Genomic DNA, 26,697 nt, shown 5'->3' on the forward strand with positions numbered 1-26,697 from the left:
ATCTATGAAAAATCGAGAGAAAGCACGGGATCATGGGCCATGATCTTTCCTGCTGGACGCGCCGCCCGCGTCCGGCGCGCGTTGTCATGGACGGTCGCTACACGCGGCTCGAGCCGCTGGATCCTGCACGGCACGGAGATGCCTTGTTCGAACAATCGGCTGCACGCGGGGCTGAAGAGCGTTTTCGCTATCTCTTCGAACCGCCGCCCGCGACAAGCGCCGATTTGCGGCCATGGCTCGATACGATGTCGCAAAGCCAAGACCCAATGTTCTGGGCGGTGGTTGATAAGACGAGCGGCCGCGCTGCCGGGCGGCAGGCGTTGATGCGCATCGAACCGGCCCACGGCGTTATCGAGATCGGATCGATCCTTTGGGGTCCGGCGATTGCGCGCACACGCGTCGCAACTGAAGCACTCTACCTCTTCGCGGCGCATGTTTTCGAGGATCTGGGCTATCGCCGTTTCGAATGGAAGTGTCACAACGATAACGAGCCATCCAAGCGCGCCGCGCACCGCTTCGGTTTCACCTACGAGGGACTATTCCGTCAGCACATGGTGGCCAAAGGAGCCAACCGGGACACCGCTTGGTTTTCGATGCTGGACAAGGAGTGGCCGGCCCTTAAAGCGGCCTACGAGGCTTGGCTGGCGCCGGAAAACTTTGACGATGCCGAGCAGCAGAGGGCGCGATTGGGGGCCGCCGCTGCGCTTGAACAAGGGCGGACACCTGCTTGACGACAAATCGGTAATTTCGGCGCGGGATTTTTAGGCGAGCGCTGCTTTCAGCTTTTCAGCGTTTGCGGTGAGCACGGAGCCTTCTTCCATATTGCGAGCGTGCAAATTGAGCGGCTTGCCTTCGTAGCGGGGTATGACGTGGAAATGCAGGTGAAAGACCGTCTGGCCGCCCGCTGTTTCATTGAATTGTGCGATGCTGATGCCGTCGGCATTGAACGCGGATTTCGCGGCGATGGCGACTTTCTGAACGAGTGGAATGATCTTCGCCAGCACTGCCGGGTCGGCATCGAGAAGATTGCGGGACTGAGCCTTCGGTAAGACCAGCGTGTGGCCCGGCGACTGGGGCATCACGTCCATGAAGACGATCGCGTCGGCATCCTCGTAGACTTTGTGGCACGGAATTTCGCCGCGCAGGATCTTCGCGAAGATGTTGTTTGCGTCGTACGACATGGTGTTCCGCCCGGCTCAATATGACTATGCGGCAGCCTTCGACTTGGCGCCGCTTCAGGCTTCGTCTTTGCGATAGGGGCCCATCTCGGTCAAGTCGGCATTGAAGCGGGTCACGGCCTGGCGCTCCTGGTTCAGGAAGCGTTCCACGGCTCGTTCGAGCGCCGGGTCGGCGAGCCAGTGCGCGGAGTATGTTTCGACCGGTAGATAGCCGCGTGCGAGCTTATGCTCGCCTTGGGCGCCGGCTTCGACGCGCGGGAGCCGGTGTTCGATGGCGTACTCGATCGCCTGATAATAGCAGACCTCGAAGTGGAGAGCCGGGTGGTGCTCGATGGCACCCCAGTAGCGGCCGTAAAGGCAATCGCCGCCGATGAGGTTCAAGGCGCCCGCGATGTAGCTTCCGTGCCGCTTCGCGAAGACCAGCAGGCACCGCTCGGGCATTGCCTGTCCGAGGAGCGAGAAGAACGTGCGATTGAGATAGGGCCGGCCCCACTTGCGGTTTCCGGTGTCCATGTAGAAGGCGTACATCGCATCCCAGTGGGCTTCGCCGATGGCTCTGCCGGCGACCCGTTCGATCTCGATTCCGTGCGCCAATGCCGCTTGGCGTTCCTTTCTGATCCCCTTGCGTTTGCGCGATGCGAGGGTTCCAAGAAAATCGTCGAAAGAGCCGTAGCCCTGGTTTTGCCAATGGAATTGCTGACCAATTCGCGTCAGGAAGCCGAGGGCGCGCAGGCGGGCCGCGACGTCGCGGTCGAGGAATGTCAAGTGCACTGACGAAAGGCCGCCGAGGCGGGCAACCTCAATCGCTGCAGCGGCCAGAATCTGCTCGTCGGAATAGGACTTTGCTCCCGGTTTCACGAGCAGGCGGGGGCCGGGGACGGGCGTAAACGGCACGGAGATCTGCAGCTTCGGATAATAGCGTCCGCCTGCCTGGGCGTAGGCATCGGCCCAGCCGTGATCGAATACGTATTCTCCCTGGCTGTGCGATTTCAAATACGCGGGCGCTGCTGCGGTAATCGATCCGGTTTCGTCTTCGATGACGAGATGGCGCGGCAGCCAACCGCTTCTCGTTCCGACCGCGTGCGATTCCTCAAGCGCCTTGAGGAAGGCGTGGGAGACGAAGGGATTGAACGTCGCCGGGTCGGGATTGGCGCAGGCATCCCACTCTGCTGCGTCGACCGCTGCGATCGACGGGGCGAGCTTTACGGCTGTGTCGGGAGATGTCGGCATCTTTACCGCTGCTGAGTATGTCCCAAGTCTATGCAACTCCATTGCAGTCTCAAAGCGACAAAGAGCAGGGCAGATCCGCGCTGCATGCGGTGATCCGGAGCGGCGGTTCAATCGTTAGGGATGAAAGCCCTCAAATATCATGGCGTCGGCGTGTGCTTCGGCTATGCGCCGCTGTTTCGGTGTGCGCACTGTCCAGGTGAAGAGCGGCAGGCCCGAGACTTGGCGCACGTATTCCGTTACCGGCGTCGGCAGTGCATCGACTTGGTAGGCATAAAAGTTGGGCGCAACTGGGCCAGACTCGAGCAGGTTGCGAAGCCCGGCTGCGCGCTTTCTTTTGATCTTGCGCGACCACCAACCGGCGCCCGCATAACTTCCCGAAACGATCCCGCGCGGGACGTCCGGGGCCAAGCTCCGCACAGCAGTCATCACATCCGGATCGAACGACATCAGGGCGACGGGGCCGGGATAATCGGAGACGAGCCTTGCGATGCGGGCGATGAACTCGCGGTCCGGCGGCTGCCATTCGCTTTTGATTTCGATGAGCAACGGGACGCTCCCGCCGACCAGGTCCAGCAGGCCGGCGAGTGTCAGGATCGTCGCGCCGCCGACCCGATGGCGAAGCGATGCGAGATCACGTTCCTTGACGGCCGAGAGGGGCCCGCGTCCGTCGACGAGCCGGTTCAACGTCTCATCGTGAAAGACGACGGGCAAGCCGCCTCTGATGGGCCGGACATCGCATTCGATGCCGTAGCCCGCCGTAATGGCCGCCTCGAACGCGGGGCCGGTATTCTCGATGACCCCGCGCTTCGCGTCATGCAGGCCGCGGTGAGCGATCGGTCGAAGAAACGCTGCGCGGTCGAGCATGGCGTCAACGGATTTTCAGGATCGCATCGATTTCGACGCACGTGCCGAGCGGCAGGCTCGAGACGCCGACAGCGGATCTCGTGTGCCGTCCGGCGTCGCCGAGGACAGCGACGAGAAGGTCGGATGCGCCATTGATGATTTTCGGGTGATCGACGAACTCCGGCGTCGACGCGACAAAGCCAGTCAGCCTCAAGACCTGGACCACGCGTTCAAGATCGCCGAGAGCGGCTTTCGCTTGTGCCAGCAAGCTGAGGGCAGATTGCCGGGCGGCTTCCTGCCCGTCTTCGATGGATACGCCGGCTCCAAGCTTGCCTGTCAGCACGCGGCCGGTCGCATCCTTGGCGACCTGTCCGGAAATGAAGAGTTGGTCACCGGAAATGAGAAAAGGCACGTAATTAGCGACGGGTTGAGGCGCTTCGGGGAGTTTAAGGCCCAATTCGGAAAGCCTTTGATCGACTGTTGTCATTGGCATATTACCCATAGTTAGATTTCGGTGCAGCTTGTGCCGTGCTAGCGCCTCTTTGCAACGCTTTATCTGCGAACTACACTGCTGCAGTTTTAAGTATACAGGCCTGGAGAGCGAGTGAGCCCAATGATTGTGCGTGAAGGCTATGTCACGATCGCGCTTCTCGTGCTTGCCGGTCAGATGCCGGTTTCGCCCGCGGCTGCAGCCGATCTTATCCCGTTTGCCCCACATCGAGCGGTCTACGAGCTTTCGTTGGGAGGTTCAACGGCGGGCTCGGGCGTGACGGGCGTCGCTGGCCGGATGGTCTATGAGCTCAGCGGCTCGCAGTGCGACGGCTATACGCAGAACATGCGTTTCGTGACGGTGATGACGAACCAGGAAGGAACCGAGACGCTCAGCGATCTCAGGAATTCGAGCTGGGAAGAGGCCGACGCGAAGAAGCTCAGGTTTTCTTCAACGCAATATCAGAACGATAAGCTCGCCGACACGAGCCAAGGGGATGCCGCGCGCTCGAAGGGTGCGATGCCAGTCGTCGGCGTCGATCTCGTGAAGCCCGCGAAAAAGCGCGTGTCGTTGCCGCCCGATATTTATTTTCCGATGCAGCACGCGTCGACTCTCGTCCAGGCGGCCAAAAGTGGTTTGAAGATGTTTGCGGCCAATCTCTACGACGGGTCGGAGCAAGGCGAGAAGTATTATTTGACCAATACTGTCATCGGCAAAAAGTTCGACAGAAGCACAAAGACTGTCCCTGCTTCCTTCAAAGGTGCGGACATTCTGGCGAGCGTCGATTCCTGGCCGATGACGATCAGTTATTTTGAGGCCGGCAAGGACAAGAACGATCAAACGCCGTCCTACGAGCTATCGTTTCGCTATTTCGAAAATGGCGTCACCAGCAATCTGAAGATTGACTACGGCGAGTTCTCCATCAAGGGCGAGCTTAAGGAACTGACGGCGCTGACGCCGGGCAAGTGCCCGGAAACGAAGGACGTACACTAGCCAGTTCGTAATTCAGTCGCGGCCCCTCGGCTGATGCGATCATTAGAAATCGATTGGTCCTGTCAGGAGTTGATGGGCCGGGCCCATGATCGCGGGATCGATGCCGGCTTCCTGGCAGAACGACAGCAACAGTCCTTCGTCTGAAAGAATGTAGTCGAACGTCGCTGTTTGCAGCTCGAGAGAACTGGCAACGCCTCGAAGATCGTCAGGTGAAAGTCCAGTCAATGAAAGAAAACGCGAAGTCTGATTTGGGTCGGCGAGCAGGAATGCCAGCACCTGCAACGCTAGGGATTCTGCATCATCCTTAGTCATAGGTTTTGATCTGGAGCGTAGCATTGCGTTTCCTATGCGTAGGCTGATGTTAACTGTTGGTTACGGCTTTCGAGGCAAAGATGACCCAGGGTTTGGGCGAGAATCGGTGCAAAACGACCGCGATGGAGAGTGGGCGGTTCAATGACGTATCAGGAATCCAGAACGAACGTCGAGCGTCGCGTGCCTGAGCCGCGGCCAACGGTGCGATCTGTCCTGATCGTCGAAGACAATGAGCTCAATATGAAGCTCTTCAACGACCTCCTCGTGGCGCACGGCTACAAGACGATCCAGACGCGAAATGGCTTCGACGCGCTCGAACTCGCGCGCAGGCACCGTCCGGATCTCATCTTGATGGACATCCAGTTGCCCGAAGTTTCCGGCCTTGAGGTGACGAGATGGCTGAAGGACGATGACAGTCTCCGCGAAATTCCGATCGTCGCCGTAACGGCCTTCGCGATGAAGGGGGACGAGGAAAGGATTCGGTCAGGTGGCTGTGAAGCTTACATTTCGAAGCCGATTTCGGTGATGGCGTTTCTCGAAACCGTTCGAAAGTTCATCGGCCCGTCGAAGCCGTAGTTCGTCTCCAGATTTAGTGATCCATGACAGCCCGCGTACTCGTCGTTGATGATATTCTTGCCAATGTGAAGCTTCTCGAGGCGAGGCTGCAGGCGGAGTATTTCGAAGTTCTCACCGCCAACAGCGGGCAGCAGGCCCTCGACATTCTGGCGCGCGAAAGCATCGACGTCGTGCTGCTCGACGTCATGATGCCCGGCATGGACGGGTTCGAGGTGTGCCGGCGCATCAAAGGCAGCCACGCGACCCATCACATTCCCGTCGTCATGGTCACGGCACTCGATCAGCCGTCCGACAAGGTGCTCGGCCTCGAAAGCGGCGCCGACGACTTCCTCACCAAGCCTGTCGATGACATCGCACTCGTGACGCGCGTGAAAAATCTCGCGCGCCTCAAGATGCTGAACGACGAAATGATCATGCGTGCCTCGACAGGCAAGGACATGGGCATTCCGGACGATGGCTCGCTCGCGCGGGCGCTTTCCGCGAGGTCGGGCCGGGTCATGCTGGTCGACGACCATCCGCGTTCGGCTGCGCGTCTTCTCGAGGTTCTGTCCAAAGCCAACGACGCCTACGCGGAGCGCGACGCGCAGATCGCGCTGGTGCGTCTCGCGGAGGGCAATTTCGATCTTCTGATCGTGAGTTTGTCGTTGCAGGGCGCCGACGGCCTGAGGCTTTGCTCGCAAGTGCGTTCACTCGAGCGTACACGGCATCTGCCGGTCATCATGCTGGTTGAGCCGGGAGACGAGGCGCGCTTGCTCCGCGGGCTCGATATGGGCGTCAACGACTATCTGATGCGTCCGATCGATCGGCACGAGCTGCTCGCGCGCGTGAAGACGCAGATCAAGCGGAAGCGGCATTCGGATTTCCTGCGGCATCGCCTCGCCGAGAGCGTCGAGCAGGCAATCACCGACTCGCTGACGGGGCTTCATAACCGCCGTTACATGGAAGGGCATCTTCGAACATTGGTCTCGGAAGCGATCCGCACCGGCCGCAACCTGTCGATGCTCGTTGCCGACATCGATCATTTCAAGAACGTCAACGACACGTACGGTCACGACGTCGGCGATGCAGTGCTCAGGGAGTTTTCCGTACGCCTTCGGCGGAATACGCGCGGGATAGATCTTGCGTGCCGGCTCGGGGGCGAAGAGTTCGTTATCATCATGCCGGACACTGATCTCACGCACGCCTACCAAGTCGGCGAGCGGCTGCGGGCATGCGTGGCGTCCGATGAATTTGCGATCGGCGATGGGAGAAGCATCCGCGTGACGGCGAGCGTCGGGATCGGCACGCTCGAAACTCCTGAGGACACTCCGGAGACGATGTTCAAGCGTGCGGATTGCGCGCTCTACATCGCCAAAAGGCGCGGACGAAACAGGGTTGTCGCCGACGCGGCGTAGCTGAGACTTTCGGGACAATGGGGTCGTTGCTGTTGCGCAATTGTGCTGATGCAACGTTTTGAGCGTTGCCGATCCCAGGCCAATTTTCGCATTATTTCCAGTTGATTAGTCGGTCAACGAAACGCCGCTGCTTGGGTCGAATCGTTGCGCTGGCGACACAGTAAAGCAGTTGTTGCTTTCTGCACTGTATTCTGGCACCAATTTGAATAACGACGTGGGGATAACAAGAACATTACGTCAGATTTATTGGTCGCGAAGCCTGCAGCATGCTGTTTGGATGGCGACTGAGAAATCCCGCGCTATTGGGCCCGCCGCATAGCCTGATAGAGTGGGTATGATCGAACCGAGCGACCACACGAGTGGCCTCCTCGAACGGTTGCAGAGGGTCGATCGCGAAGCTGGGTGAGGAACAACGCCCTCTTTGAACCTCGCCCGGTTGTGGCCAGGGTCGCGAAGCTGTCTCGGAACGATTTACCCCGCTGCCGAGTTTGCTTTAGGCCCTGGCCGCTTTCAGCCAGGGCTCCTTCAACACATCTATTTTTTCAAAAATAAACCAGTGTAGGTTGGCGTTAACGCGCGCCTACTTGATCTTGGTTTCCTTGAATTCCACGTGCTTGCGCACGACCGGATCGTATTTCTTGAATACGAGCTTTTCGGTCGACGTGCGCGGGTTCTTCTTCGTGACGTAGAAGAAGCCGGTGCCGGCAGACGAGAGCAATTTGATTTTTTGTGTAACTGGTTTCGCCATCGATCTTGGCCCTAAGTGAAAGCGCCAATGAACCTTGGCGAGGAAGCGCGCAACATACGCGCGAACTTTGCCGTGTCAAGGCGGCGGAGGTGCGACTTTACAGGATATTAGATCGCGACGATAGGCGGATCCGGCCGAATAATAGAACGGCAGGAATTCGCGCGTGCCGCTCAATTCCGGATCGTCCAGAAGCAGTGCTGCGACATCGTCGAGGACATGTTTGGTGATCCGCGGCAGGTCGAGATCCGAAGCCTTCGAAATGGTAAACCAACCGAGATCCAGCAACTCGCCGTCGGGTGGCGTGAAATTTCCGGATACAGCGTTCGCCTTCGCCACGAAAAACCAAGTGTCATAACGGCGGACGCGTCCGGGGGGCGTAATGGCGCGCGCAAACGGCAGCAGCTCGGCGGGGGACGGGCTATGCCCCGAGGCTGCAAAAGCCTCCCATGCCGCGCTCTGATGCGCGAATAGGCTCTTCGTGCCGATTATGAGGCCGGTTTCCTCACAGAGTTCGCGAACGGCCGCCAGCGCGAAGGGCTTTATTTCGTGCGCCAGGTTCGCCGGCATGAAAGCGCCCGAGAACCCATCGGCGAGCGTGCGATCGTCTTCCTCGACGCGGCCGCCGGGAAACACCCATTTGTCTGGGAGAAAGATTTGGCTGGCGTGGCGGCGCCCCATCAGAAGTGTCGGTTCTGTTCCCGACGTGTCGACGACGACGAGGCACGCTGCGTCGCGGATCGGCGTTTCAGTCGGTGGGTCGCTGGATGCGTCCGACATCGCGACGGGCTGTCAGGAGGCTGCGGGCGGCGACGGCGGCCATTCTTCCGGCTCGTCCGTATTCGGAGCTCCGAAGCCATGCATGCGAAGGGCCCATTGATATCCGACGAGCGATCCCTTCACGCGCGGCAACAGCCACAAGCTCAGCAGTATTAGTGCTGGCATCCAGATCACAAGCTGCACCCACGTCGGCGGTGAATAAAGCCGCTCGACAATGATGATGCCGGCGACGATGACGTGTGCGGTGATCGTCATGACGAAATAGGGCGGAGCGTCGTCGGCGCGCTGGTGGAAAAGTTCGGTTCCGCAAGCCGGGCAGAGGTCGTTGACCTTCAGATATTTTCCGTAAAGCCGTCCGTCACCGCAGTCCGGGCACTTCTGATTCCAGCCACGGCCCAATGCCTGCCAGACATTTCGATCTGTGCCATCATTCGCGACGGGGATGTTGCCTGCGGTGTCGAGCATGAGCATGTGATGGGACGTCACAGCGCGATGGTCAAGGGTCGGCGCGTCTTTCTGCGGCGTTATCGCCCGCGGCCCCGAAATTTATGAGACTTTCGCGGCCGAGCGTTGCGGCTGCTGAGCGCCTTCGAAGTGAAATTTCCCTTGGTCGGCTCGGTCAGCATTTCAAATCGTAGTGCACCGGCGGACGGGATTGCCTCGAGCAGGCGGACCTCGACGGTGTCGCCGAGCCGATAGCCCGTACCGGAACGGGCGCCGATCAAAGCGTGGGCCGCTTCGACGTGGTGGTAGTAATCGTTGCCGAGACTGGAAATCGGAATGTAGCCGTCGGCTCCGGTATCCTTGAGTTTCACGAAGAGTCCGGACCGCGTGACGCCGGCGATGCGGCCATGGAATGTCGCGCCAACATGATCGGCGAGGTGAGCGGCGATCAGGCGATCCGTCGTTTCACGCTCGGCGGACATGGCGCGACGCTCGGTGTCGGAGATTGCCTTCGCGATGCTTGCAAGGCGCGGGATTTCGTCGTCGCTCAGTCCATCTGATCCGAGACCGAGTGCGCGGATCAATGCGCGATGCACGATCAGATCGGCGTAGCGGCGGATCGGAGACGTGAAGTGCGCGTAGCGTACGAGGTTCAAACCGAAATGCCCGATGTTCTTCGGATTGTATTCGGCCTGCGACTGCGAACGGAGGATCACTTCATTGATGAGGTCGGGAACGGGCAGATCCTTCGCCTGCTCGAGGACGCGATTGAAAGCTTCCGGCTTCAGCGCACCGGCGTGCGGAACCTTCATGTCGAGCGTTTCGAGAAAGTCTCTGAGGCCCTTCAGTTTCTCCGGGCTCGGCGCGTCGTGGACGCGATAGACGAGCGGAAGGCGTTTTTCCTCGAGCGTCTCGGCGGCTGCAACGTTCGCCTGGATCATGAACTCTTCGATCAGGCGATGCGCCTCCAATCGCTGAGGCGTCACGACGCGATCGACTTTGCCTTCGGCATTGAGAAGGATTTTGCGCTCAGGCAGATCGAGGTCGAGAGGGCCACGCTTGTCGCGCGCCTTCGCGACGGCTCTGTAAGCCGCCCACAGCGGCTTCAGCGCAGTCTCCATGAGAGGCTGACATTTTTCCGACGGGTCGCCGTCGATGGCGGCCTGCGCTTCCTGATACGAAAGCTTGGCGGCCGATTTCATCATGGCGCGCAGGAACGTATGGCTGCGCTTTTCGCCGTGCTTGTCGAACACCATGCGGACAGCGAGGGCCGGGCGCTCTTCGAGTTCACGCAGTGAACATAGATCGTTCGATATTTTCTCCGGCAGCATCGGCACGACGCGGTCAGGGAAATAGACCGAGTTGCCGCGGAGTTGCGCTTCGCGGTCGAGCTTCGAGCCGGGGCGGATGTAATGAGCGACGTCGGCGATGGCGACGGTTACGACGAAGCCGCCTGAGTTTTTCGAGTCCGTATCGGCGGCCGCGTGGACGGCGTCGTCATGATCGCGGGCATCCATCGGATCGATGGTGAGGAGCGCAAGGTCGCGAAGATCGGTGCGGCCTTTCATCGTCGGCGCCGGCAGTGTCTCGCATTCCTGAATGACCGACTCGGGGAAATCTTCCGGGATGCCGTGGGCATGAATGGCGATGAGCGAGATCTTTCGCTGATCGTCGGGATTGCCAAGGCTTTCGACGATCTCGGCGCGGGGCGTTGCGAAACGTCCGCGGCGGTTCAATTGGAAGCGAACGAGATCGCCGTCGCTGGCGCCGCCGGCATCATCGGGGAGAATTTGCCAGCTCTTCAATTCTTTCCGATCGATCGGCTCGATGGTGCCGCCGCCGCGTTTCGATGCGCGGTAAATGCCGAGAAGACGGCGCTTCTCGCGCGGCAGCTTCTTGATCGGCGTCGCTTCGTAGGATGCGGCTCCGCTTCCGCGCGGCAGTTTTTCGAGGCGCGCCAGAACGTGATCGCCGATGCCGATCTCGACGTCGCGACCGTGGCCGGTCAGCATGCGAACGATCGGTCGCTTGCCGTCGTCCTCTTCCCAGTGCAACGGCTTTGCAATGAGATCGCCGTCCTTGTCGCGGCCGGTGACTTCAAGCGTCGTGGTGGGCGGCAGTTTGCCCTTCTCACGCATGTGCTTTTTATCGCCAGCCAGAGTGCCTTCTTCCGACATCTCGGCGAGCAGTCGCTTCAACGCGATGCGGGCGCCGCCCGATACGCCGAAGGCGCGCGCGATCTCGCGCTTCCCGGCTTTGCCCTGAGCGGAGTTCAGAAAGTCGATGATCTGCTCTTTGCTCGGAAGTCCGCCGTTTGCAGGAGCGCGCGTCACGTTCGATTTGCGGGCCACCTGGCGCCTCGTGTTTGCGATCAGGCCTTAGCCCTAGCGAGTTTCTTTGCGGGAGCGGCGGTTTTCGCCGCTTTTTTGGCTGCTGCGGGTTTCTTTTCGGCCGCAGGCTTCTTGGCGGCTGCGGGTTTCGCGGCCTTCTCAGGCTTTGCCGCTTTCGTCGCCTTCGGCTTTGCGGCGCGCGACGACTTCGACTTCTTGCCGCCGCCGTTGGCGACCCGTTCGGCCAGAAGCGACACCGCCTCATCCATCGTGAGGGATGCCGGGTCCTTCGCGCGAGGTACCGTGGCGTTGACTTTGTTGTGCGTGACGTAGGGCCCGTAACGGCCCTCTAGCACCTGCACAGCGCCGCCTTCGCTCGGATGTGCGCCAAGATCTTTCAGGACCTTCGGCGCGTTTCGCTGGAAGCGGCTCTTGCCGCCGCCGGCGCGCTTTTCGGCAATCAGCGTGACGGCCCGGTTGAGGCCGATGGTCAACACGTCCTCGATGCTCTCGAGATTGACGTAGGTCTTGGTTCCGGCGTTCTCGTGAACAATGAACGGTCCGAACCGGCCGAGACCGGCGGTGATCGCGCCGCCCTCGTCGGGATGCGCGCCAACTTCGCGTGGAAGCGACAGGAGCTGCAGCGCCTTTTCGAAATCGAGCGTCGCTGCGTCAATGCCCTTCGGAATGCTCGAGCGTTTCGGCTTTTCGTCGCCTGCCGCTTCACCGAGCTGAATGTAGGGCCCGAACCGGCCGGTGCGCAGCGTGACCGCAACGCCATCGTCATTGTAGCCGAGAATCTTGCCGTCGAGCGCGTTCGCGTCGCCGTCGGCAGACTGGGTCAGCTGCCGCGTATAGTTGCACTCCGGATAGTTTCCGCAGCCGATGAAGGCGCCGTACTTTCCGGAAATCTTGAGGCTCAAGCGTCCCGATCCGCACTTGGGGCAAAGGCGCGGATCGCTGCCGTCTCCTTTATCCGGGAAGACGTGCGGTCCAAGCATTTCGTTCAACGCTTCGAGAACGTCGCCGACGCGCAGATCCTTGATCTCTCCGACGGCCGCCATGAAGTCGCGCCAGAAGTCGCGCAGCACGTCCTTGTAGGCAAGTTCGTCGTTAGAGATGAGATCGAGCTTTTCTTCGAGCTCGGCTGTGAAGTCGAATTCGACGTATTTCTTGAAGAAGCTTTCGAGGAACGCGATGACGAGGCGTCCCTTGTCCTCGGGGACAAGACGCTTCTTTTCGATGCGGACGTAATCGCGGTCGACGAGCACGGCCATCGTCGACGCATAGGTCGAAGGGCGGCCGATGCCGAGCTCTTCCATCCGCTTCACCAGCGTCGCTTCCGAGAAGCGGGGCGGGGGCTGCGTGAAGTGCTGGTCGGCGCTGATCTCTTTATCTTTCAGATGATCGCCAACGGCGAGCGCCGGAAGACGGCGATTGTCGCTGTCGTCGTCGGACGGATCGTCCTTGCCCTTCTGGATCGTGAGAACGCGGTCGTCGCGGCCTTCCTCGTAGACCTTGAGGAAGCCGTCGAACAGGAGGACGGAGCCGTTCGCCCGCATGCCGTAGGCTTTGCCGTCGGCGCCCTTGACCTCGATCTCGGCGGCCGTCTGCTCGATATCGGCAGGTGCCATCTGGCTCGAGATGGCGCGCTTCCAGATAAGATCGTAAAGCGCGGCCTGATCCTTTTCGAGGTACCTGCGAACCTGATCGGGCTTGCGGCGTGGGTCGGTCGGGCGGATGGCCTCGTGCGCTTCCTGCGCGTTCTTGGCCTTGCTTTTGTATTCGCGTGCGAAGGGCGTGTAGTTCTTGCCGAATTCGGCAGAGATCACGTCGCGGATATGGCCGACGGCTTCCGGCACGATCTGGACGCCGTCCGTTCGCATATAAGTGATGAGGCCGACGGTCTCGCCGCCGATATCGACGCCCTCATAGAGGCGCTGGGCGATCTGCATCGTCTGCTTCGCCGAGAAGCCGAGCTTACGAGACGCGTCCATCTGCAATGTCGACGTCGTGAACGGCGGGAAGGGATTGCGCTTCGTGGCTTTCTTCTCGATCGACGCGACGCGGAAATTCTGACCGATCAGCGCCTGCCGGATGGCGGTCGCCGTCGCTTCGTCCTTGATGTCGAGCTTCTTGAGCGTCGTTCCATCGATCGCGACGAGGCGGGATCTGACGTCTTCGCCCTTTGCGGTCGAGAGAAGCGCCTCGATCGTCCAGTATTCGTCGGTTCTGAAGGCCTCGATCTCGGCCTCGCGGTCGCAGACGAGACGGAGGGCGACGGACTGGACGCGGCCGGCCGACCGGGAGCCCGGCAGCTTCCGCCAGAGCACGGGCGAGAGCGTAAAGCCGACGAGATAATCGAGGGCGCGGCGCGCCAAATAGGCGTCAACCAGGGGTTCGTCGATCTTGCGCGGCTCCTTGAGCGCGGCCAGGATCGATTGCTTGGTGATGGCGTTGAACGCGACCCGCTCGACCTCGGTATTCTTGTTCAGAGCCTTTTTCTGATTGAGAATTTGGAGGATGTGCCAGGAAATGGCCTCGCCTTCGCGATCAGGGTCGGTCGCGAGGATCAGTTTGTCGGCTTTCTTGAGCGCGTCGGCGATCTCGCGCATGATCTTCTGGGACTTCGGATCCACTTCCCAGTGCATCGCAAAATCTTGCTCGGGCTCGACGGAGCCGTCCTTCGCAGGCAGGTCGCGCACGTGCCCGTAGGACGCGATGACCTTGTAGCCTGAGCCCAAATATTTATTGATCGTCTTGGCCTTAGCGGCTGATTCGACGATGACGACGTTCATCTGGCGATTTCGCTCCTGGGCCGCTCTCCGCCCGTCGGGTCGACGGGTAAGCGGCCTTCATTCGCCGCCTCGCGGCGGGGCCGGAACATGGTTGATCGCCGCGGCGCTGTCAAATCCCAGGTTGTTACGACTAGTGATTGTGCATTTATTATTGTTGCCACCATAACTAGAGTACTATACATTAAGGATATGGAATGTGCGGATAATTTCTCAAGGGCGATGGAAGCGTTGCAGGATAGCGGACATTTCGGCCGGTCAGGCGGTGAGAAGCGAGAGCACCTAGAATATCTTGCTGATTTGTTGGGCGAATTACAGCTCATGGCCGAGCGCGAGGGGTGCCGGAAGTTATCCCGTATGCTGGCTATTTCGCATGCCGAGGCGCGGCGCGAAACGGATCGCCATCAAAGCTAAACGCTTTTCAATGCCACGAGGCTATGTCCTTGACGCTCGATCCGGCCTCCGAGATCAAGCTCGAGGAGTGCAATTTGTACCGCCTGGATCGTCAAGCCGGCGTTTCGTGCGATGGCGTCGACGGTGACGGGGGCTGGTCCGAGCGCCGAGAGGACGGCTTTCGAGACGTCTTCCGGCGCAAGTTCCGGTGCTGAAGGTTTCGCCGAGGTTGGTGCGGCGGCTGGCTGCTCCATGGGCAGCGTATAGTCGTATCGGCGTTCTTCGAGGCCCAGGATAGGGCGAAGAACTTCTACGATTTCCGCGGCTTCGGTGACGAGCGTTGCACCCTGCTTGATCAGGCGATTCGTCCCTTCCGCGCGGGGATCCAGGGGATGTCCGGGGATGGCGAAGACCTCGCGGCCGAGGTCATTGGCGTAGCGGGCCGTTACGAGGGTGCCGGAACGCGCCGCAGCCTCCACGATGACGACGCCATTGACCAGCCCTGCGATGATCCGGTTCCGGCGCGGAAAGTCCTTGTCCCTTGGCTGTAGTCCCGGCGGCCGCTCGGTGACCAGGCAGCCTTCACTTCCGATGCGGGCCTGCAATTCGGCATGTTCGGGCGGGTAGATCCAATCGATGCCGCCGGCGACGACGGCGACGGTTCCGCTTTTCAGCGTCGTCTCATGCGCCGCCCGGTCGATGCCGCGCGCGAGGCCCGAAACAATGACGAACCCAGCTTCTGCCAATTGGCCCGCGAAGAGGCGCGTCAACTGTACTCCGGCGGCCGAGCATTGCCGTGATCCGACGATCGCGACGGCCGGAACGTTCAGAAGCTCGTGATTGCCCTTGATGTAGAGCATTGGGGGCGGGGCTTCGATGCGGGCGAGAAGTGCTGGATAGTTCGGCTCAATCGTGAAGAGGGGCGTCGCACCTATTCGCCGGGCTGCGTCGAGTTCGCGTTCCGCGTCGGCTTTCGGGCAGATCCGGATCGTCCGGCCGGAGCCGCCGCGCCGGGTAAGTGCGGGCAGGGCTTCGAGCGCTTTGGTGGCGCCGCCGAAGTGATTGATGAGATCGCGGAAGGTTACCGGTCCCACGTTCTCTGATCTGATCAACCTCAGACAGGCCAGTCTTTCCTCATCGGAAAGCTCTGCCGTCGGCAACGGCGCGGGGCGGAAAAGCTGCGGCTCGTCAGGTCTTGGAGCCAATGCTCGGCTCCTGTCCCGCAATCAGGCGTTCGATGTTGGCGCGATGCTTGATGAGAACGATGAGGCTCATAAGTGTGACAACCGTCGCCAGAACGGAGTCTCCCAATATCCACGCGGCGACGGGCGCGGCGATCGTAGCGACAATGGCGGCGAGGGAAGATATTCGCGTCAGTGCGGCGACGGACAACCAAAGCACGGCAAAGACCGCGGCGCACTGCCATGCGAGAGCAATCAAGACGCCGAGGTACGTCGCGACGCCCTTGCCGCCTTTGAACCCCAGCCAGACCGGAAAGATGTGGCCGATGAAGGCGCCAAGACCTGCGAGCATTGCGGGCGTCTCGCCCAGGAAATGTCTCGCAATGAGCACGGCGACGGCGCCCTTCGCGGCGTCGAGAAGAAGGGTCGCCGCCGCGAGACCTTTGTTGCCGGTTCGCAAAACGTTGGTCGCGCCTATGTTGCCCGATCCGATGCTCCGGATGTCGCCCAGTCCAGCTGCACGTGTGAGCAACAGTCCGAATGGGATCGAGCCCAGCAGGTAACCGATGACCAATGCGAGCGCGATTTCAAGCGGCGAGCCGCTGTCCGTCAGCACTGCCAAAGGTAACAAGGAGCTCATGGCCTAAATCTTTTTCGCAAGATCCGCTGGTGTGACAGGGGAGTGGTGGGTCTACGTGCGTTCGACGCCAGCGTATTCGTAGACCGTTTGCCCGGCAACCATCGTCCTCAGCACGCGTCCCTGCATTTTCGCTTCGTCGAAGGGCGTGTTCTTCGAGCGGGAGCGCAGCAGGTCCTTGTTGACGACCCAGGGTTCGCCCGGATCGAACAGGACGAGGTCCGCGATGGAGCCCTTGGCGAGGCGTCCGGAGTGCAGGCCTAAGAGCCGTGCGGGATTGATGGTCAACGCCTTCAGCATTGCAGAGAGCGTCATGTCTCCTGAATGGACGAGGCGCAGGGCGGCGGAAAGCAACGTTTCGAGGCCGACGGCGCCATCTGCTGCTTCCGCAAATGGGCGACGCTTGGTGTCGGCGTCCTGCGGGTCGTGGCTCGATACGATGACATCGATATCGCCGTTGGCGACCGCCTGCACCATTGCGACGCGATCTTCTTCCTTGCGCAAGGGAGGACGCATTTTGAAGAACGTACGATATGGCCCGATATCGTTTTCGTTGAGCGTCAGGTGATTGATCGAGACGCCGCAACTGACGGGCAGCATTTTCGCCTTGGCATTTTTGACGACGTCGAGGCTCTCCTGACAGCTGATCGTTGCGGCGTGGTAGCGGCCGCCCGTCATTTCGACGAGGCGAACGTCTCGTTCCAGCATGATCGTCTCGGCGATTTTGGATATGCCGGGCAATCCGAGGCGGGATGCGACTTCGCCCGAGTTCATCGAGCCGCTCGAGAGATAAGGGTCCTCGGTGTGGTGGACCACGAGTGCGTTGAAGTCCTTGGCGTAGCTCAGGACATTGCGCATGACGCGGGTATTGATGACACTCGATTTGCCGTTCGAGAAGCCGATTGCTCCGGCGCGCTTCAGAAGACCGATCTCGGTCATCTCCTCGCCCTGCAGGCCCTTCGTCATGGCGGCCATGGTCTGCACGTGCACCAGGGCGTTGTCGCGGGCGCGGCGCTGGATGAAATCGACGAGTGCGACCTGGTCGATCACCGGGTTCGTGTCGGGCATCACGACGATTGTCGTGACGCCGCCGGCCGCGGCGGCATGACTTGCCGTCTTAAGCGTCTCGCGGTGCTCGTAGCCAGGTTCGCCCGTGAAGACCTGCGCGTCTATCAGGCCGGGCGCCAAGACATTGCCTTTGCAATCGATGACATTCGCCCCTTCCGGAGCGTTGCGCCTGAGATGCGCGCCGAGGTCGGCGATCATGCCGTCTTTGACGAGAAGTCCACCGGGTTCGTCGCGGTTCGAAGCCGGATCGATGAGGCGCGCGTTGATGAAGACAGTCGCGGTGCCGAGGCTTTTCGGCTTTTCGATCGGCTTTCTCATCGGGCGTCCTCCGCGAAGCCCGGAAGGTGCGCCGATAACGCTTCGAGTACGGCCATTCTGACGGCAACGCCCATTTCAACCTGTTCGCGGATAACACTTTTGGAATGATCGGCGACGGTCGAGGCGATTTCGACGCCGCGGTTCATCGGACCTGGATGCATGACGAGGGCGTCGGGCTTGGCGCGGGCCAGTTTCTCGTGATCGAGCCCGAAGAAATGGAAGAATTCGCGGGTCGACGGGACGTATGAAGCATCCATCCGTTCGCGCTGGAGGCGGAGCATCATGACGATGTCGACGCCTTCGATGCCTTTCCACATGTCTGTGAAGACTTCGCAACCGAGGCGCTCGGGCGATGACGGCATCAATGTCGTCGGTGCGATGAGCCGCACGCGGGCGCCGAGTGCGTTCAAGACGTTGATATTGGATCTCGCAACGCGCGAGTGGAGTATGTCGCCGCAAATCGCGACCGTCAGACCGGCGATACGGCCTTTGGCCCGGCGGATGGTCAGCGCGTCGAGAAGGGCCTGCGTCGGATGCTGGTGCGCGCCGTCGCCGGCGTTGATGACCGAGCAGTCAACCTTCTGAGACAGAAGCTCGACGGCGCCGGCCGCATGATGGCGGACGACGATGATGTCCGGGCGCATCGCGTTCAGCGTCACCGCGGTATCGATGAGCGTCTCGCCCTTCGTGACCGACGACGTCGCGACGTTCATGTTCATCACGTCGGCGCTCAATCGCTTGCCCGCCATTTCGAACGAGGCTTGGGTTCGCGTCGACGATTCGAAGAAGAGGTTGATGATGGTTCGGCCCGCAAGCACGTCGCGCTTGCGACCATTATTGCGGATGTGATCCGCGTTCTTGTCCGCGAGATCGAGCAAGAAATTGATTTCGTTAGCCGACAGACCCTCGCAGGTCAGCAGGTGGCGGCGCGGAAAAACTTTCAGCGCATTGGTATTCGATTTCGATGTCATTAAAGGCGCTTCTATAGGGGGAGTCTTGCGGGGCCGCAAGCAGGGGAACGACATCAATCCCAAAGGGGCTTAACGGCGCGTGAAGTGCGATCGGGGTACGGATCGCCTCGAAGCGGGCAGGGCGAGGCGCAGGGCGCGTCCTCCCGTGGCCGATTAGTCCTTGTTATTCAGGCGATCGAGCGCGCTCTGGAGGATGATCGTCGCGGCCAGCTTGTCGATCACCTCGGCGCGCCGTTTGCGCGTCTGATCGGCGTCGATCAACATTCGTTGAGCTTCCGCGGTCGTCAGCCTTTCGTCCCAGAGCAGTATAGGCAGCGGCGACATTTTATTGAGATTGCGCGCGAGTGCCCGGGTCGCCTGTGCGCGCGGACCCTCCGTCCCGTCCATATTGCGGGGGAGACCCAGCACCAGCCCAGCGACGCTGTGCTCTGTGACCAGGGCGAAGAGACGGACCGCGTCGGCCGTAAACTTGGTCCTGCGGATCGTTTCGAGGGGAGAGGCTATCGTGCGCCGTACGTCCGAAAGGGCGAGGCCCAGCGTTTTGGTGCCCGCATCGATGCCGATGAGGCGTCCAGCCGCGATGGCATGGAATTCGTGCTGATCTTCCGTGGTGCGGCCCGGTATCGCTGGGGCGGCCGACTGGTTCATTAAGGCATGCCTGAATATGTGTAAGGGGAGGATTGCAAAGCTGCCTCTACCAGCTTCGGCGGCAAATTGGCATCGTTCGCCGCCCTTTGTCTTCGGTTTAACCCACTGAGGGTCCCTCAGATAGTACCGCCGGTTGCATTGAAGCGGGGAGGGCGGGTAAGAGAGCTTCGCAACATCCCCCGATTTCCTTGAAGGGAACTTTCCATGCAGGTCGACGAAGCGACCGTTCGCCGTATCGCGCGCCTCGCCCGGATCAAAATCAGCGACGCCGAGGCCAAGGGGCTCGAGAAAGAGCTCTCGGGCATCCTCGACTGGGTGGCGCAACTCGACGAGGTCGATACGAGCAACGTCGAGCCCATGACGCGTGTCGTCGCGCAGAAGCTCAAGATGCGGGACGATGTCGTCACCGACGGCGAGATCGCAGAGCAGATCGTGGCGAACGCGCCGCTCGCCGAGGACAATTTCTTCGTGGTGCCGAAGGTCGTGGAGTAGCTGGTGACGGATCTTACAAAATTGACGATGGCCGAGGCCCGCGACGGCTTGGCGAAAAAGACGTTCACGGCGCTCGAGCTGACCGACGCGTTCATTACCGCAATCGAGAAAGCCAACCCCGCGCTCAATGCATACGTCCTGCAGACGCCGGAGCATGCGCGCGTGCAGGCCAAGGATAGCGACAAGCGGATTGCGGCTGGCAGTGCTCGTCCGCTCGAAGGCCTGCCGATCGGCAACAAGGATCTTTTCTGCACGCGCGGCATCCGCACGACGGCGTGCTCGAACATCCTCGGCGAATTCCATCCGACCTACGAGTCGACCGTTGGACAGAATTTGTGGGATGCCGGTGCTGTCATGCTCGGCAAGCTCAATAACGATGAATTCGCGATGGGTTCGTCGAACGAGACGAGCGCCTTCGGCAACGTCGTCAGTCCCTGGCGGCGCAAGGGCAAGGACGGCAAGCTGTCGACCGACAAGCTCGTTCCCGGCGGCTCATCGGGTGGTTCTTCGGCGGCTGTTGCCGCGGGCCTCTGTTTAGCTGCGACGGCAACGGACACGGGAGGCTCGATCCGGCAGCCGGCCGCGCTTACCGGCACCGTCGGAATAAAGCCCACCTATGGCCGCTGCTCGCGCTGGGGCATCGTCGCGTTCGCGTCGTCTCTCGATCAGGCCGGACCCATCGGCAAGACCGTGCGCGATGCTGCGATCATGCTCAAAGCCATGGCGAGCCACGATCTCAAGGATACGACGTCAGTCGACGCACCTGTTCCCGATTACGAAGCGGTGCTTGGCAAAGGCGTCAAAGGGCTGAGAGTCGGCATCCCCCGGGAATATCGCGTCGAGGGCATGTCGCCCGAGATCCAGAAGCTCTGGGACGATGGGATCGCTTGGCTCAAGTCGGCGGGCGCGACGATCCACGACATCTCGCTGCCGCACACGAAATATGCGTTGCCGGCCTATTACATCGTGGCGCCGGCCGAGTGTTCATCGAACCTCGCGCGTTACGACGGCGTGCGTTACGGCCTGCGCGTCAACGGCGACAATCTGATCGACACCTATGAGAATACGCGCCATCAGGGCTTCGGCAAGGAAGTGCGCCGCCGTATCCTGATCGGCACGTATGTTCTTTCGGCGGGCTACTACGACGCTTATTATCTCAAGGCACAGAAGGTTCGGACGCTGATCAAGCGCGATTTCGACGAAGCCTGGAATAAGGTCGACGTTGTCCTGACGCCGACGACGCCGTCGCCGGCATTCGCGTTCGGCGAGAAAACCGGCGATCCGTTGGCCATGTATCTTGAAGATATCTTTACGGTCACCGTGAACATGGCAGGGCTGCCGGGGATGTCGGTTCCGGGCGGTCTCTCGTCGGAAGGAACGCCGCTCGGGCTGCAGCTGATCGGCAAGCCGTTCGACGAGGAAACGCTGTTTCGCACAGCTCAGGTTATCGAGGATGCAGCCGGCCGCCTATCCGTGCCGGACGCTTGGTGGATGAAGGGCTGACATCATGGATCCGAAACGGCCGTGGGAATGCGCAGACATGTCCCAGGTGCGCACTGAAATCGATCGCATCGATGCGGCCTTGGTCGATCTCATCGCCGAGCGCTTCGGCTACGTCGATCGCGCGTGGCAGCTCAAGATGAACTCGAGCGAAGGCGCCATCGTGCAATGGCGCATCCAGCAGGTGATCGATCGCGTCAAGGCGCGAGCTGCGGAAAAGGGCCTGCCGCCCGAGATGATCGAGATGGTCGGCGCCCAGTGGCGGAACATGATCGGCTGGTTTGTCCAGTTCGAAGAAGAAAAGTTGAGACAAGTCCAAAACGATACCCAAAAGTCGGGAGTAGACGGTGCCTGATTTCCAGCCCGACGTGCCGCTGATTGAAGTTTTTCTTTACGGCGTGCTCAATCCCGCAACGATCGTCGTCGCCTTCATGCTTGGGCGGCGTGCGGATGACAAAGCCAAACTCATAATAGCAGGTTTCGCAGGAGCGGCCGCGGGAGCGGCATTGCTCTATATTGCAACATTCCTGCGCCTTTGGGATGCGCCGACGCTCGGCCGCGCTATTGCGGGCGTTTTCACGACGTCGCTCATCGCGGGCATCGTTTATGCCGGCATCGGTTATGCGACCAAGGGTTCGACTGGAGGCGAGAAATGAACTCTCAGAAAGTCGCTGAAAAGCCGAAGTCCAAGAACTTCATCGAAGGTGCGACGGGTGACTGGGAAGTCATCATCGGCCTTGAAGTGCATGCCCAGGTCGCGTCGAATTCGAAGCTCTTTTCGGGATCTTCGACGGGCTTCGGCGCGCCGCCGAACAGCCACGTCTCGCTGGTCGACGCCGCCATGCCCGGCATGCTGCCCGTGATCAACCGCGAGTGCGTGGCGCAGGCCATTCGTACCGGTCTCGGTCTCAAGGCTCAGATCAATACGAAGAGCGTTTTCGACCGGAAGAACTATTTCTATCCGGACCTGCCGCAGGGCTATCAGATCTCACAGTACAAGCAGCCGATCGTCGGCGAAGGCGAAGTCGAGATCACGGTCGACGGCGAGATGCTGACTGTCGGTGTCGAGCGGCTGCATCTCGAGCAGGATGCGGGTAAGTCGCTCCACGATCAGCACCCCGATTATTCCTACGTCGACCTGAACCGTTCGGGTGTCGCGTTGATGGAAATCGTCTCGAAGCCCGATCTCAGGTCGTCGAAGCAGGCGCAGGCCTACGTTACGAAGCTACGCAGCATCTTGCGTTATCTCGGCACGTCCGACGGTGATATGGACAAGGGCAACTTGCGCGCCGACGTCAACGTTTCGGTCCGGAAGCCTGGCGATAAGCTCGGCACGCGCTGTGAGATCAAGAACGTCAACTCGATCCGCTTCATCGGTCAGGCGATCGAATACGAGGCGCGGCGCCAGATCGACATCATCGAGGACGGTGGCAAGATCGATCAGGAAACGCGTCTCTTCGATGCCGCGAAGGGCGAGACGCGTTCGATGCGGTCGAAAGAGGAAGCGCACGATTATCGCTATTTCCCCGATCCCGATCTTCTGCCGCTCGAGTTCTCGAACGACTATGTCGAAGAGCTTAAATCGAAGCTGCCGGAACTCCCCGACGAAAAGCGGGCGCGGTTTATCGAGAGCTTCGGCCTTTCGGCTTACGATGCCGACGTGCTCGTCGCGGAGCGGGCATCCGCCGATTATTTCGAGAAGGTCGCGGGAGGCCGCGATGGCAAGGTCGCCGCGAACTGGGTGATCAACGAGCTGTTCGGGCGCTTGAATAAAGAAGGCAAAGCGATCGAGGATTCACCGGTGTCTTCGGCACAACTCGGCGCCATCGTCGATCTCATCGGCTCCAATGCCATCTCGGGGAAGATCGCCAAAGATCTCTTCGAGATCGTCTGGACTGAAGGCGGCGATCCGGCCGAAATCGTCGACAAGCGTGGCATGAAGCAGGTGACCGACACCGGCGCCATCGAGAAGGCGGTCGACGCCATCATCGCGGCCAACCCGGAAAAGGTCGAACAAGCGAAGGCCAAGCCATCGATGCTGGGCTGGTTTGTCGGTCAGGTGATGAAGTCGACCGGCGGCAAGGCAAACCCTGCCGCGGTCAACGACATCCTGAAAGCCAAGCTCGGAATCTGACGGTCATTCGCAGCCGCCGGGGAGGCTGTCAGAACGCTTTCTGAAGGGCGAGGCGTCTCGCCTTGCGTTCGCGAAGGCCGACCAGGACGACGTGCGTGATGCCGATGCATGCCAAGAGGACGAAGCCGAACGGCACGACGGCTGCAAACCCGTAAGCGATTTTTGTCGTTGTCATTTGCCTCTCCTTGGAGGCTGGGGTGCTGATGCGACAAATCATAGCAGCGAGAGTTTGAAGCTCCGCTCATGCGTCCATGACAAATGGCACGACGATATTTGCGATCCGGTAACTCGTGGTAAACGCGGAGTTAACGGCAATTCCCCGGCGCGGCCTTTGGATCGGGCCAGTTACAAGGGCCCGTTACAAGGGGCGGACGATCAACGGCATTCCGCCTTTCGGGCGAAGCGTGACGCGACTCACGGGCTCCGGCAGGTGCCGTCCGTCCCATTCGAAGCGGACGTTTCGCAACAGCGTCGCGAGAATTGCCGTCGCTTCGAGTATGGCGAAGGAAGAGCCTATGCAGACGCGCTGTCCGTATCCGAAGGGCATGAACTGGGTGCGGGGGTAGCGCGCTTCGTTCTCGGGCAGGAACCGGTCCGGGTCGAAGCTATCAGGATCTTGCCAGAGCGACCGGTGGCGATGAATTGCAAAGATCGGGATGACGATCAGCGTGGGCTTTGGAAGGAAGATCCCGCCGATCTCTACGTCTTCGGCGTTCACGCGGGTCATGACGGGTGCCGGCGGATAGAGGCGCATGACCTCTTTCAAAACGCGCGATGTGACGGGCAGCTTGGCGATCGTTGCGGCATCGACGGGGCCCGAGCCGATCACCGCATCCAGTTCTTCGCGTACCCGGGTTTGCCATTCCGGTGCACGCGCCAAAACGTAGAGCGTCCAGGTCAAAGCCTTCGCCGTCGTTTCGTGGCCAGCAAATAGAAACGTCGCGAGGTTATCGGCGATCATTTCGTCCGACATCGGTTCGCCGGTGTCGGGATCCTTCGCCGCCAGCATGCGCGCGACGAGGTCGCTACCGGTCGCGCCGTCCGCCCGGCGTTGGGCGACAAGATTTCCGACGATTGCCCGCAGTTCCACGGCGGCTCGCCGCATACGGCCCTTGCCAGGGTGCCAGAGGGTCTCGGGTAGCTGCAGGAGCGACGCCGCGACTTCCCAGGAGATCGGATCGAGATAGGCGCGGCCCGCACGCTTTATGGCGTCGCCGTCGCGCGTGCTGACGCCTGCCAAGATCGTTCGGGCGATAATGGAGAACGTCGTATCTGTCAGATCTTGTTCGACATTGGTGACGAACGGGCTCGAACCACGCGACCGCCAGTGCATCACGCAATTGACCGCGGCGTCGACCATTGTCGGCACATAGCCGAGAAGCTCGGCGTGCCTGAAAGGCGGGCTCGCGACTTTACGTTGCCAGCGCCAGCTCTCGCCCTGCGCAGTCAACAGCCCGTTGCCGATGATCGGCTTCAGAACGCGACGATCGAGCCGCGTTTTTGGAAACTGCTCGGCGTTCTTGAGAAGGATGTTTTCGACGAGCGCCGGACCCGTAACCCACGCTATCAGCGGGCGTTTGCCGCCGTAGGTTACGATGGGCTCATGGTAGACGGCGCGCGGAATTGCCCGCAGAGGATTGCGGACAAAACGGCCCAGGAAGGGAAGTAAGGGCAGTGGGCGCGCGGACGGCGTGACCGTCGGCGGGTAGAACGCAGTCGTCGTCATGTCGTTACTCGCGTCACCATTCACGCCGGCAGACAGAGTACGTAGTGAGCGACTGCGCTTCTAGCTAGGCCGATGCTGCCTTCTTTGCGCGGGCCTGGCCTGCAAGCTTCTTCAGGCGCGTGCGGACGCCGGTCGTGTTGCCCTGAATACGGGTCTGAGGGGCACGCGGAATGGTGCGCTTGGCCTTTTTCTTCTGCTTTTGAACATTCTTGAGCGACGTCTTAGACATGAAACAGGCCTCGAGAGGTGGAATGCAAGGAATCGACGCTGCGCCCTGGCGCAGCAGTTGGGCGATCCTCTACGGGATCGCGCCAGTTCGTGCAAGTACGGCCGTCATTTTTGCGGGCCGAATGCCTGGATTTGCGCTTATTCCAGGAAGTAGCTCAAGCCAAAATAGGTGGGTGCGATGATGCCTGCCGCCCAGATTGCGGCCGATAGAACATTGACCAGCTGGAATTGCCATTGCGGCATTGAGTACATGCCTGCAACGACCGGGATGACCGCGCGGACGGGGCCGAAGAAGTGCCCGAAAAACACGCCGAGCGCACCCCATTTCGCAAAAAATGCCTCGCCGCGCTCGACCAACTCCGGTTTGCGATTAAAGGGCCAAAGCTTGTGGATGTCGTCCTTGTAGTAGCGGCCGATCCAATAGGAAACGGCGTAACCGACGGTGCCGCCGATACTCGCAGCGACGATCGCTGGCCAGAGAACGTCGAGCCCTACGCCGCTTTTGGCCAGCAAGGCGGAAATCCCGATCAAAATCGCGGTGCCCGGCCAGATGATCGATAGAAAACAGAAGCTTTCGAGAAATGCGACAGCAAATGCGATAGGCACGGCCCAGTCGTCGTTGGCTTTCACGAACTCTACGATCGCATTGACAAAGTCCTGCACGCTCATTTCGTAGAGACTTTCATTTTGGAGGTCATTGTCAGCGTGCAAGCCGGAGCGGCTGGCGGTCGTGTGCCCTGTGACGGCCAAATAAGAAGCCAAATCGCAGGTTCAAGTCTAGCGGCACCGGCGCGCGATTTCTTGTGCAAGTTCACGCGAAACCTCGCGCGCGAGCATCGCAGCGCGTGCAATTTGTCCTGTGGTCAAGCCGACGTACGCGCCTCCGCTGAGGGCGTATGGGCCCCGGTCTGCCTCTGCCTTGCCGTGCGCCAACTCGTTGCAATTCAGTTCTTTGCGCTTTCTGCTGAAGGCCATGAGACGAACGCCGGAGGCATATTCGTGAGGGCCAGCGGGGTGTTTCACCCAAGCGCGGGTAGGGTCTGACATGTACGAATCGTAGACCATTTTGCGCTGGCTGATGCAGACGTTGCTGTCGTCGACGCATTTCAATCCACGTGCCGGGTCGCCCAATGCAGCTTCATTGCCGGCACATCCAGCCGCCGCGAAAGTTGCGAGCAGAAGCGCCATGGCGGTGTTCGATTTTCTGGTGTGCGGCGCATATTCGAAATGATTCAAGGTAATTTCCGTTTTCGTTTCCCTCAGGCGGTAGAAAGCCAGCGTGGCAGGCTCG

30 protein-coding genes are annotated in these 26,697 nt (G+C 60.6%); 10 read left to right on the top strand and 20 right to left on the bottom strand.

Features of this window, described 5'->3' with window-relative positions:
* Positions 1–32: 32 nt before the first annotated feature.
* Positions 33–731, top strand: coding sequence for a GNAT family N-acetyltransferase (locus BM399_RS04725; protein ID WP_092864856.1), 699 nt, complete (start codon positions 33–35; stop codon positions 729–731).
* Positions 732–761: 30 nt separating this feature from the next.
* Here the strand turns inward: BM399_RS04725 and BM399_RS04730 are convergent, their stop codons facing one another.
* From BM399_RS04730 to BM399_RS04745, 4 genes are all read right to left on the bottom strand, one after another.
* Positions 762–1,181, bottom strand: coding sequence for an HIT family protein (locus BM399_RS04730; RefSeq protein ID WP_092864859.1), 420 nt, complete (start codon positions 1,179–1,181; stop codon positions 762–764).
* A gap of 54 nt (positions 1,182–1,235) precedes the next feature.
* Positions 1,236–2,408: a GNAT family N-acetyltransferase gene (locus BM399_RS04735; protein ID WP_092864862.1), complete on the bottom strand. Its 1,173-nt coding sequence runs from the start codon at positions 2,406–2,408 to the stop codon at positions 1,236–1,238.
* A gap of 114 nt (positions 2,409–2,522) precedes the next feature.
* Positions 2,523–3,272 (bottom strand): glycerophosphodiester phosphodiesterase family protein, encoded by a 750-nt coding sequence (locus tag BM399_RS04740; protein ID WP_092864865.1) that lies wholly within the window; start codon positions 3,270–3,272, stop codon positions 2,523–2,525.
* A gap of 4 nt (positions 3,273–3,276) precedes the next feature.
* Positions 3,277–3,738, bottom strand: a complete 462-nt coding sequence (locus tag BM399_RS04745) for a RidA family protein (protein WP_092864868.1) — start codon at positions 3,736–3,738, stop codon at positions 3,277–3,279.
* A 126-nt stretch (positions 3,739–3,864) separates the two neighbouring features.
* Here BM399_RS04745 and BM399_RS04750 point away from each other — a divergent pair, with 126 nt between their 5' ends.
* Positions 3,865–4,734, top strand: coding sequence for a cell envelope integrity EipB family protein (locus BM399_RS04750; protein ID WP_092864871.1), 870 nt, complete (start codon positions 3,865–3,867; stop codon positions 4,732–4,734).
* Positions 4,735–4,776: 42 nt separating this feature from the next.
* Here the strand turns inward: BM399_RS04750 and BM399_RS04755 are convergent, their stop codons facing one another.
* Positions 4,777–5,046 (bottom strand): DUF3572 domain-containing protein, encoded by a 270-nt coding sequence (locus tag BM399_RS04755; protein WP_244531071.1) that lies wholly within the window; start codon positions 5,044–5,046, stop codon positions 4,777–4,779.
* 141 nt (positions 5,047–5,187) lie between these two features.
* Here BM399_RS04755 and BM399_RS04760 point away from each other — a divergent pair, with 141 nt between their 5' ends.
* Both BM399_RS04760 and BM399_RS04765 read left to right on the top strand, forming a co-directional pair.
* On the top strand, positions 5,188–5,622 hold the full coding sequence (locus BM399_RS04760; protein WP_092864877.1) for a response regulator: 435 nt from the start codon (positions 5,188–5,190) through the stop codon (positions 5,620–5,622).
* Positions 5,623–5,645: 23 nt separating this feature from the next.
* Positions 5,646–7,016, top strand: coding sequence for a PleD family two-component system response regulator (locus BM399_RS04765; RefSeq protein WP_092864880.1), 1,371 nt, complete (start codon positions 5,646–5,648; stop codon positions 7,014–7,016).
* Positions 7,017–7,596: 580 nt separating this feature from the next.
* Here BM399_RS04765 and rpmG read toward each other — a convergent pair.
* The 5 genes from rpmG to topA form a co-directional block, all read right to left on the bottom strand.
* Positions 7,597–7,764 (bottom strand): 50S ribosomal protein L33, encoded by a 168-nt coding sequence (gene rpmG, locus BM399_RS04770; RefSeq protein WP_045836778.1) that lies wholly within the window; start codon positions 7,762–7,764, stop codon positions 7,597–7,599.
* Between the two features lie 75 nt (positions 7,765–7,839).
* Positions 7,840–8,541: an NUDIX hydrolase gene (locus BM399_RS04775; RefSeq protein WP_092864883.1), complete on the bottom strand. Its 702-nt coding sequence runs from the start codon at positions 8,539–8,541 to the stop codon at positions 7,840–7,842.
* 12 nt (positions 8,542–8,553) lie between these two features.
* A complete protein-coding gene (locus BM399_RS04780; RefSeq protein WP_342028738.1) occupies positions 8,554–9,012 on the bottom strand; it encodes a DUF983 domain-containing protein in 459 nt (152 codons plus the stop codon).
* 53 nt (positions 9,013–9,065) lie between these two features.
* Positions 9,066–11,336 (bottom strand): ribonuclease R, encoded by a 2,271-nt coding sequence (gene rnr, locus BM399_RS04785; RefSeq protein ID WP_092864887.1) that lies wholly within the window; start codon positions 11,334–11,336, stop codon positions 9,066–9,068.
* Between the two features lie 20 nt (positions 11,337–11,356).
* A complete protein-coding gene (topA, locus tag BM399_RS04790; protein WP_092864890.1) occupies positions 11,357–14,113 on the bottom strand; it encodes a type I DNA topoisomerase in 2,757 nt (918 codons plus the stop codon).
* Positions 14,114–14,200: 87 nt separating this feature from the next.
* Between topA and BM399_RS21330 the strand changes: the two genes are divergently transcribed.
* Complete coding sequence (locus BM399_RS21330) at positions 14,201–14,524, top strand: hypothetical protein (protein WP_244531072.1); 324 nt, start codon at positions 14,201–14,203, stop codon at positions 14,522–14,524.
* Here BM399_RS21330 and dprA read toward each other — a convergent pair.
* From dprA to ruvX, 5 genes are all read right to left on the bottom strand, one after another.
* Positions 14,521–15,708 (bottom strand): DNA-processing protein DprA, encoded by a 1,188-nt coding sequence (dprA, locus tag BM399_RS04800; RefSeq protein WP_092864893.1) that lies wholly within the window; start codon positions 15,706–15,708, stop codon positions 14,521–14,523. The two genes, BM399_RS21330 and dprA, sit on opposite strands and share 4 nt — an antisense overlap.
* On the bottom strand, positions 15,692–16,324 hold the full coding sequence (plsY, locus tag BM399_RS04805; protein WP_092864896.1) for a glycerol-3-phosphate 1-O-acyltransferase PlsY: 633 nt from the start codon (positions 16,322–16,324) through the stop codon (positions 15,692–15,694). Before plsY ends, dprA begins: the two co-directional genes overlap by 17 nt.
* A gap of 51 nt (positions 16,325–16,375) precedes the next feature.
* A complete protein-coding gene (locus BM399_RS04810) occupies positions 16,376–17,707 on the bottom strand; it encodes a dihydroorotase (RefSeq protein ID WP_092864899.1) in 1,332 nt (443 codons plus the stop codon).
* Positions 17,704–18,678, bottom strand: a complete 975-nt coding sequence (locus BM399_RS04815; protein WP_092864902.1) for an aspartate carbamoyltransferase catalytic subunit — start codon at positions 18,676–18,678, stop codon at positions 17,704–17,706. The genes BM399_RS04810 and BM399_RS04815 overlap by 4 nt, the downstream gene beginning before the upstream one ends.
* Before the next feature lie 153 nt (positions 18,679–18,831).
* Complete coding sequence (gene ruvX / locus BM399_RS04820; protein ID WP_092864905.1) at positions 18,832–19,326, bottom strand: Holliday junction resolvase RuvX; 495 nt, start codon at positions 19,324–19,326, stop codon at positions 18,832–18,834.
* Positions 19,327–19,530: 204 nt separating this feature from the next.
* Here ruvX and gatC point away from each other — a divergent pair, with 204 nt between their 5' ends.
* The 5 genes from gatC to gatB are packed head-to-tail and all read left to right on the top strand — an operon-like array spanning position 19,531 to position 23,452.
* Positions 19,531–19,818, top strand: a complete 288-nt coding sequence (gene gatC / locus BM399_RS04825) for an Asp-tRNA(Asn)/Glu-tRNA(Gln) amidotransferase subunit GatC (protein ID WP_092864908.1) — start codon at positions 19,531–19,533, stop codon at positions 19,816–19,818.
* Positions 19,819–19,821: 3 nt separating this feature from the next.
* Positions 19,822–21,321 carry an Asp-tRNA(Asn)/Glu-tRNA(Gln) amidotransferase subunit GatA gene (gene gatA, locus BM399_RS04830; RefSeq protein WP_092864911.1) on the top strand — a complete coding sequence of 500 codons (1,500 nt, stop codon included), beginning with the start codon at positions 19,822–19,824 and terminating at the stop codon, positions 21,319–21,321.
* A 37-nt stretch (positions 21,322–21,358) separates the two neighbouring features.
* Entirely contained in the window at positions 21,359–21,673 is a 315-nt protein-coding gene (locus tag BM399_RS04835; protein ID WP_244531073.1) for a chorismate mutase, read from the top strand.
* Positions 21,666–21,974 (top strand): hypothetical protein, encoded by a 309-nt coding sequence (locus BM399_RS04840; protein WP_092864917.1) that lies wholly within the window; start codon positions 21,666–21,668, stop codon positions 21,972–21,974. Before BM399_RS04835 ends, BM399_RS04840 begins: the two co-directional genes overlap by 8 nt.
* On the top strand, positions 21,971–23,452 hold the full coding sequence (gene gatB, locus BM399_RS04845) for an Asp-tRNA(Asn)/Glu-tRNA(Gln) amidotransferase subunit GatB (protein ID WP_092864920.1): 1,482 nt from the start codon (positions 21,971–21,973) through the stop codon (positions 23,450–23,452). The genes BM399_RS04840 and gatB overlap by 4 nt, the downstream gene beginning before the upstream one ends.
* A gap of 28 nt (positions 23,453–23,480) precedes the next feature.
* On the opposite strand, the gene BM399_RS21070 is transcribed toward gatB, so the two are convergent.
* From BM399_RS21070 to BM399_RS04860, 5 genes are all read right to left on the bottom strand, one after another.
* Positions 23,481–23,627, bottom strand: a complete 147-nt coding sequence (locus BM399_RS21070) for a hypothetical protein (protein WP_177228041.1) — start codon at positions 23,625–23,627, stop codon at positions 23,481–23,483.
* 183 nt (positions 23,628–23,810) lie between these two features.
* A complete protein-coding gene (locus BM399_RS04850) occupies positions 23,811–25,178 on the bottom strand; it encodes a cytochrome P450 (RefSeq protein WP_092864923.1) in 1,368 nt (455 codons plus the stop codon).
* Between the two features lie 64 nt (positions 25,179–25,242).
* Positions 25,243–25,407, bottom strand: coding sequence for a hypothetical protein (locus BM399_RS21075; RefSeq protein ID WP_177228042.1), 165 nt, complete (start codon positions 25,405–25,407; stop codon positions 25,243–25,245).
* A 137-nt stretch (positions 25,408–25,544) separates the two neighbouring features.
* Complete coding sequence (locus BM399_RS04855) at positions 25,545–26,075, bottom strand: DedA family protein (protein WP_092866364.1); 531 nt, start codon at positions 26,073–26,075, stop codon at positions 25,545–25,547.
* A gap of 108 nt (positions 26,076–26,183) precedes the next feature.
* Positions 26,184–26,642, bottom strand: a complete 459-nt coding sequence (locus tag BM399_RS04860; RefSeq protein WP_244531074.1) for a hypothetical protein — start codon at positions 26,640–26,642, stop codon at positions 26,184–26,186.
* Between the last annotated feature and the right edge of the window lie 55 nt (positions 26,643–26,697).

The organism is Hyphomicrobium facile (genome assembly GCF_900116175.1).
Lineage (GTDB): Bacteria > Pseudomonadota > Alphaproteobacteria > Rhizobiales > Hyphomicrobiaceae > Hyphomicrobium_B > Hyphomicrobium_B facile.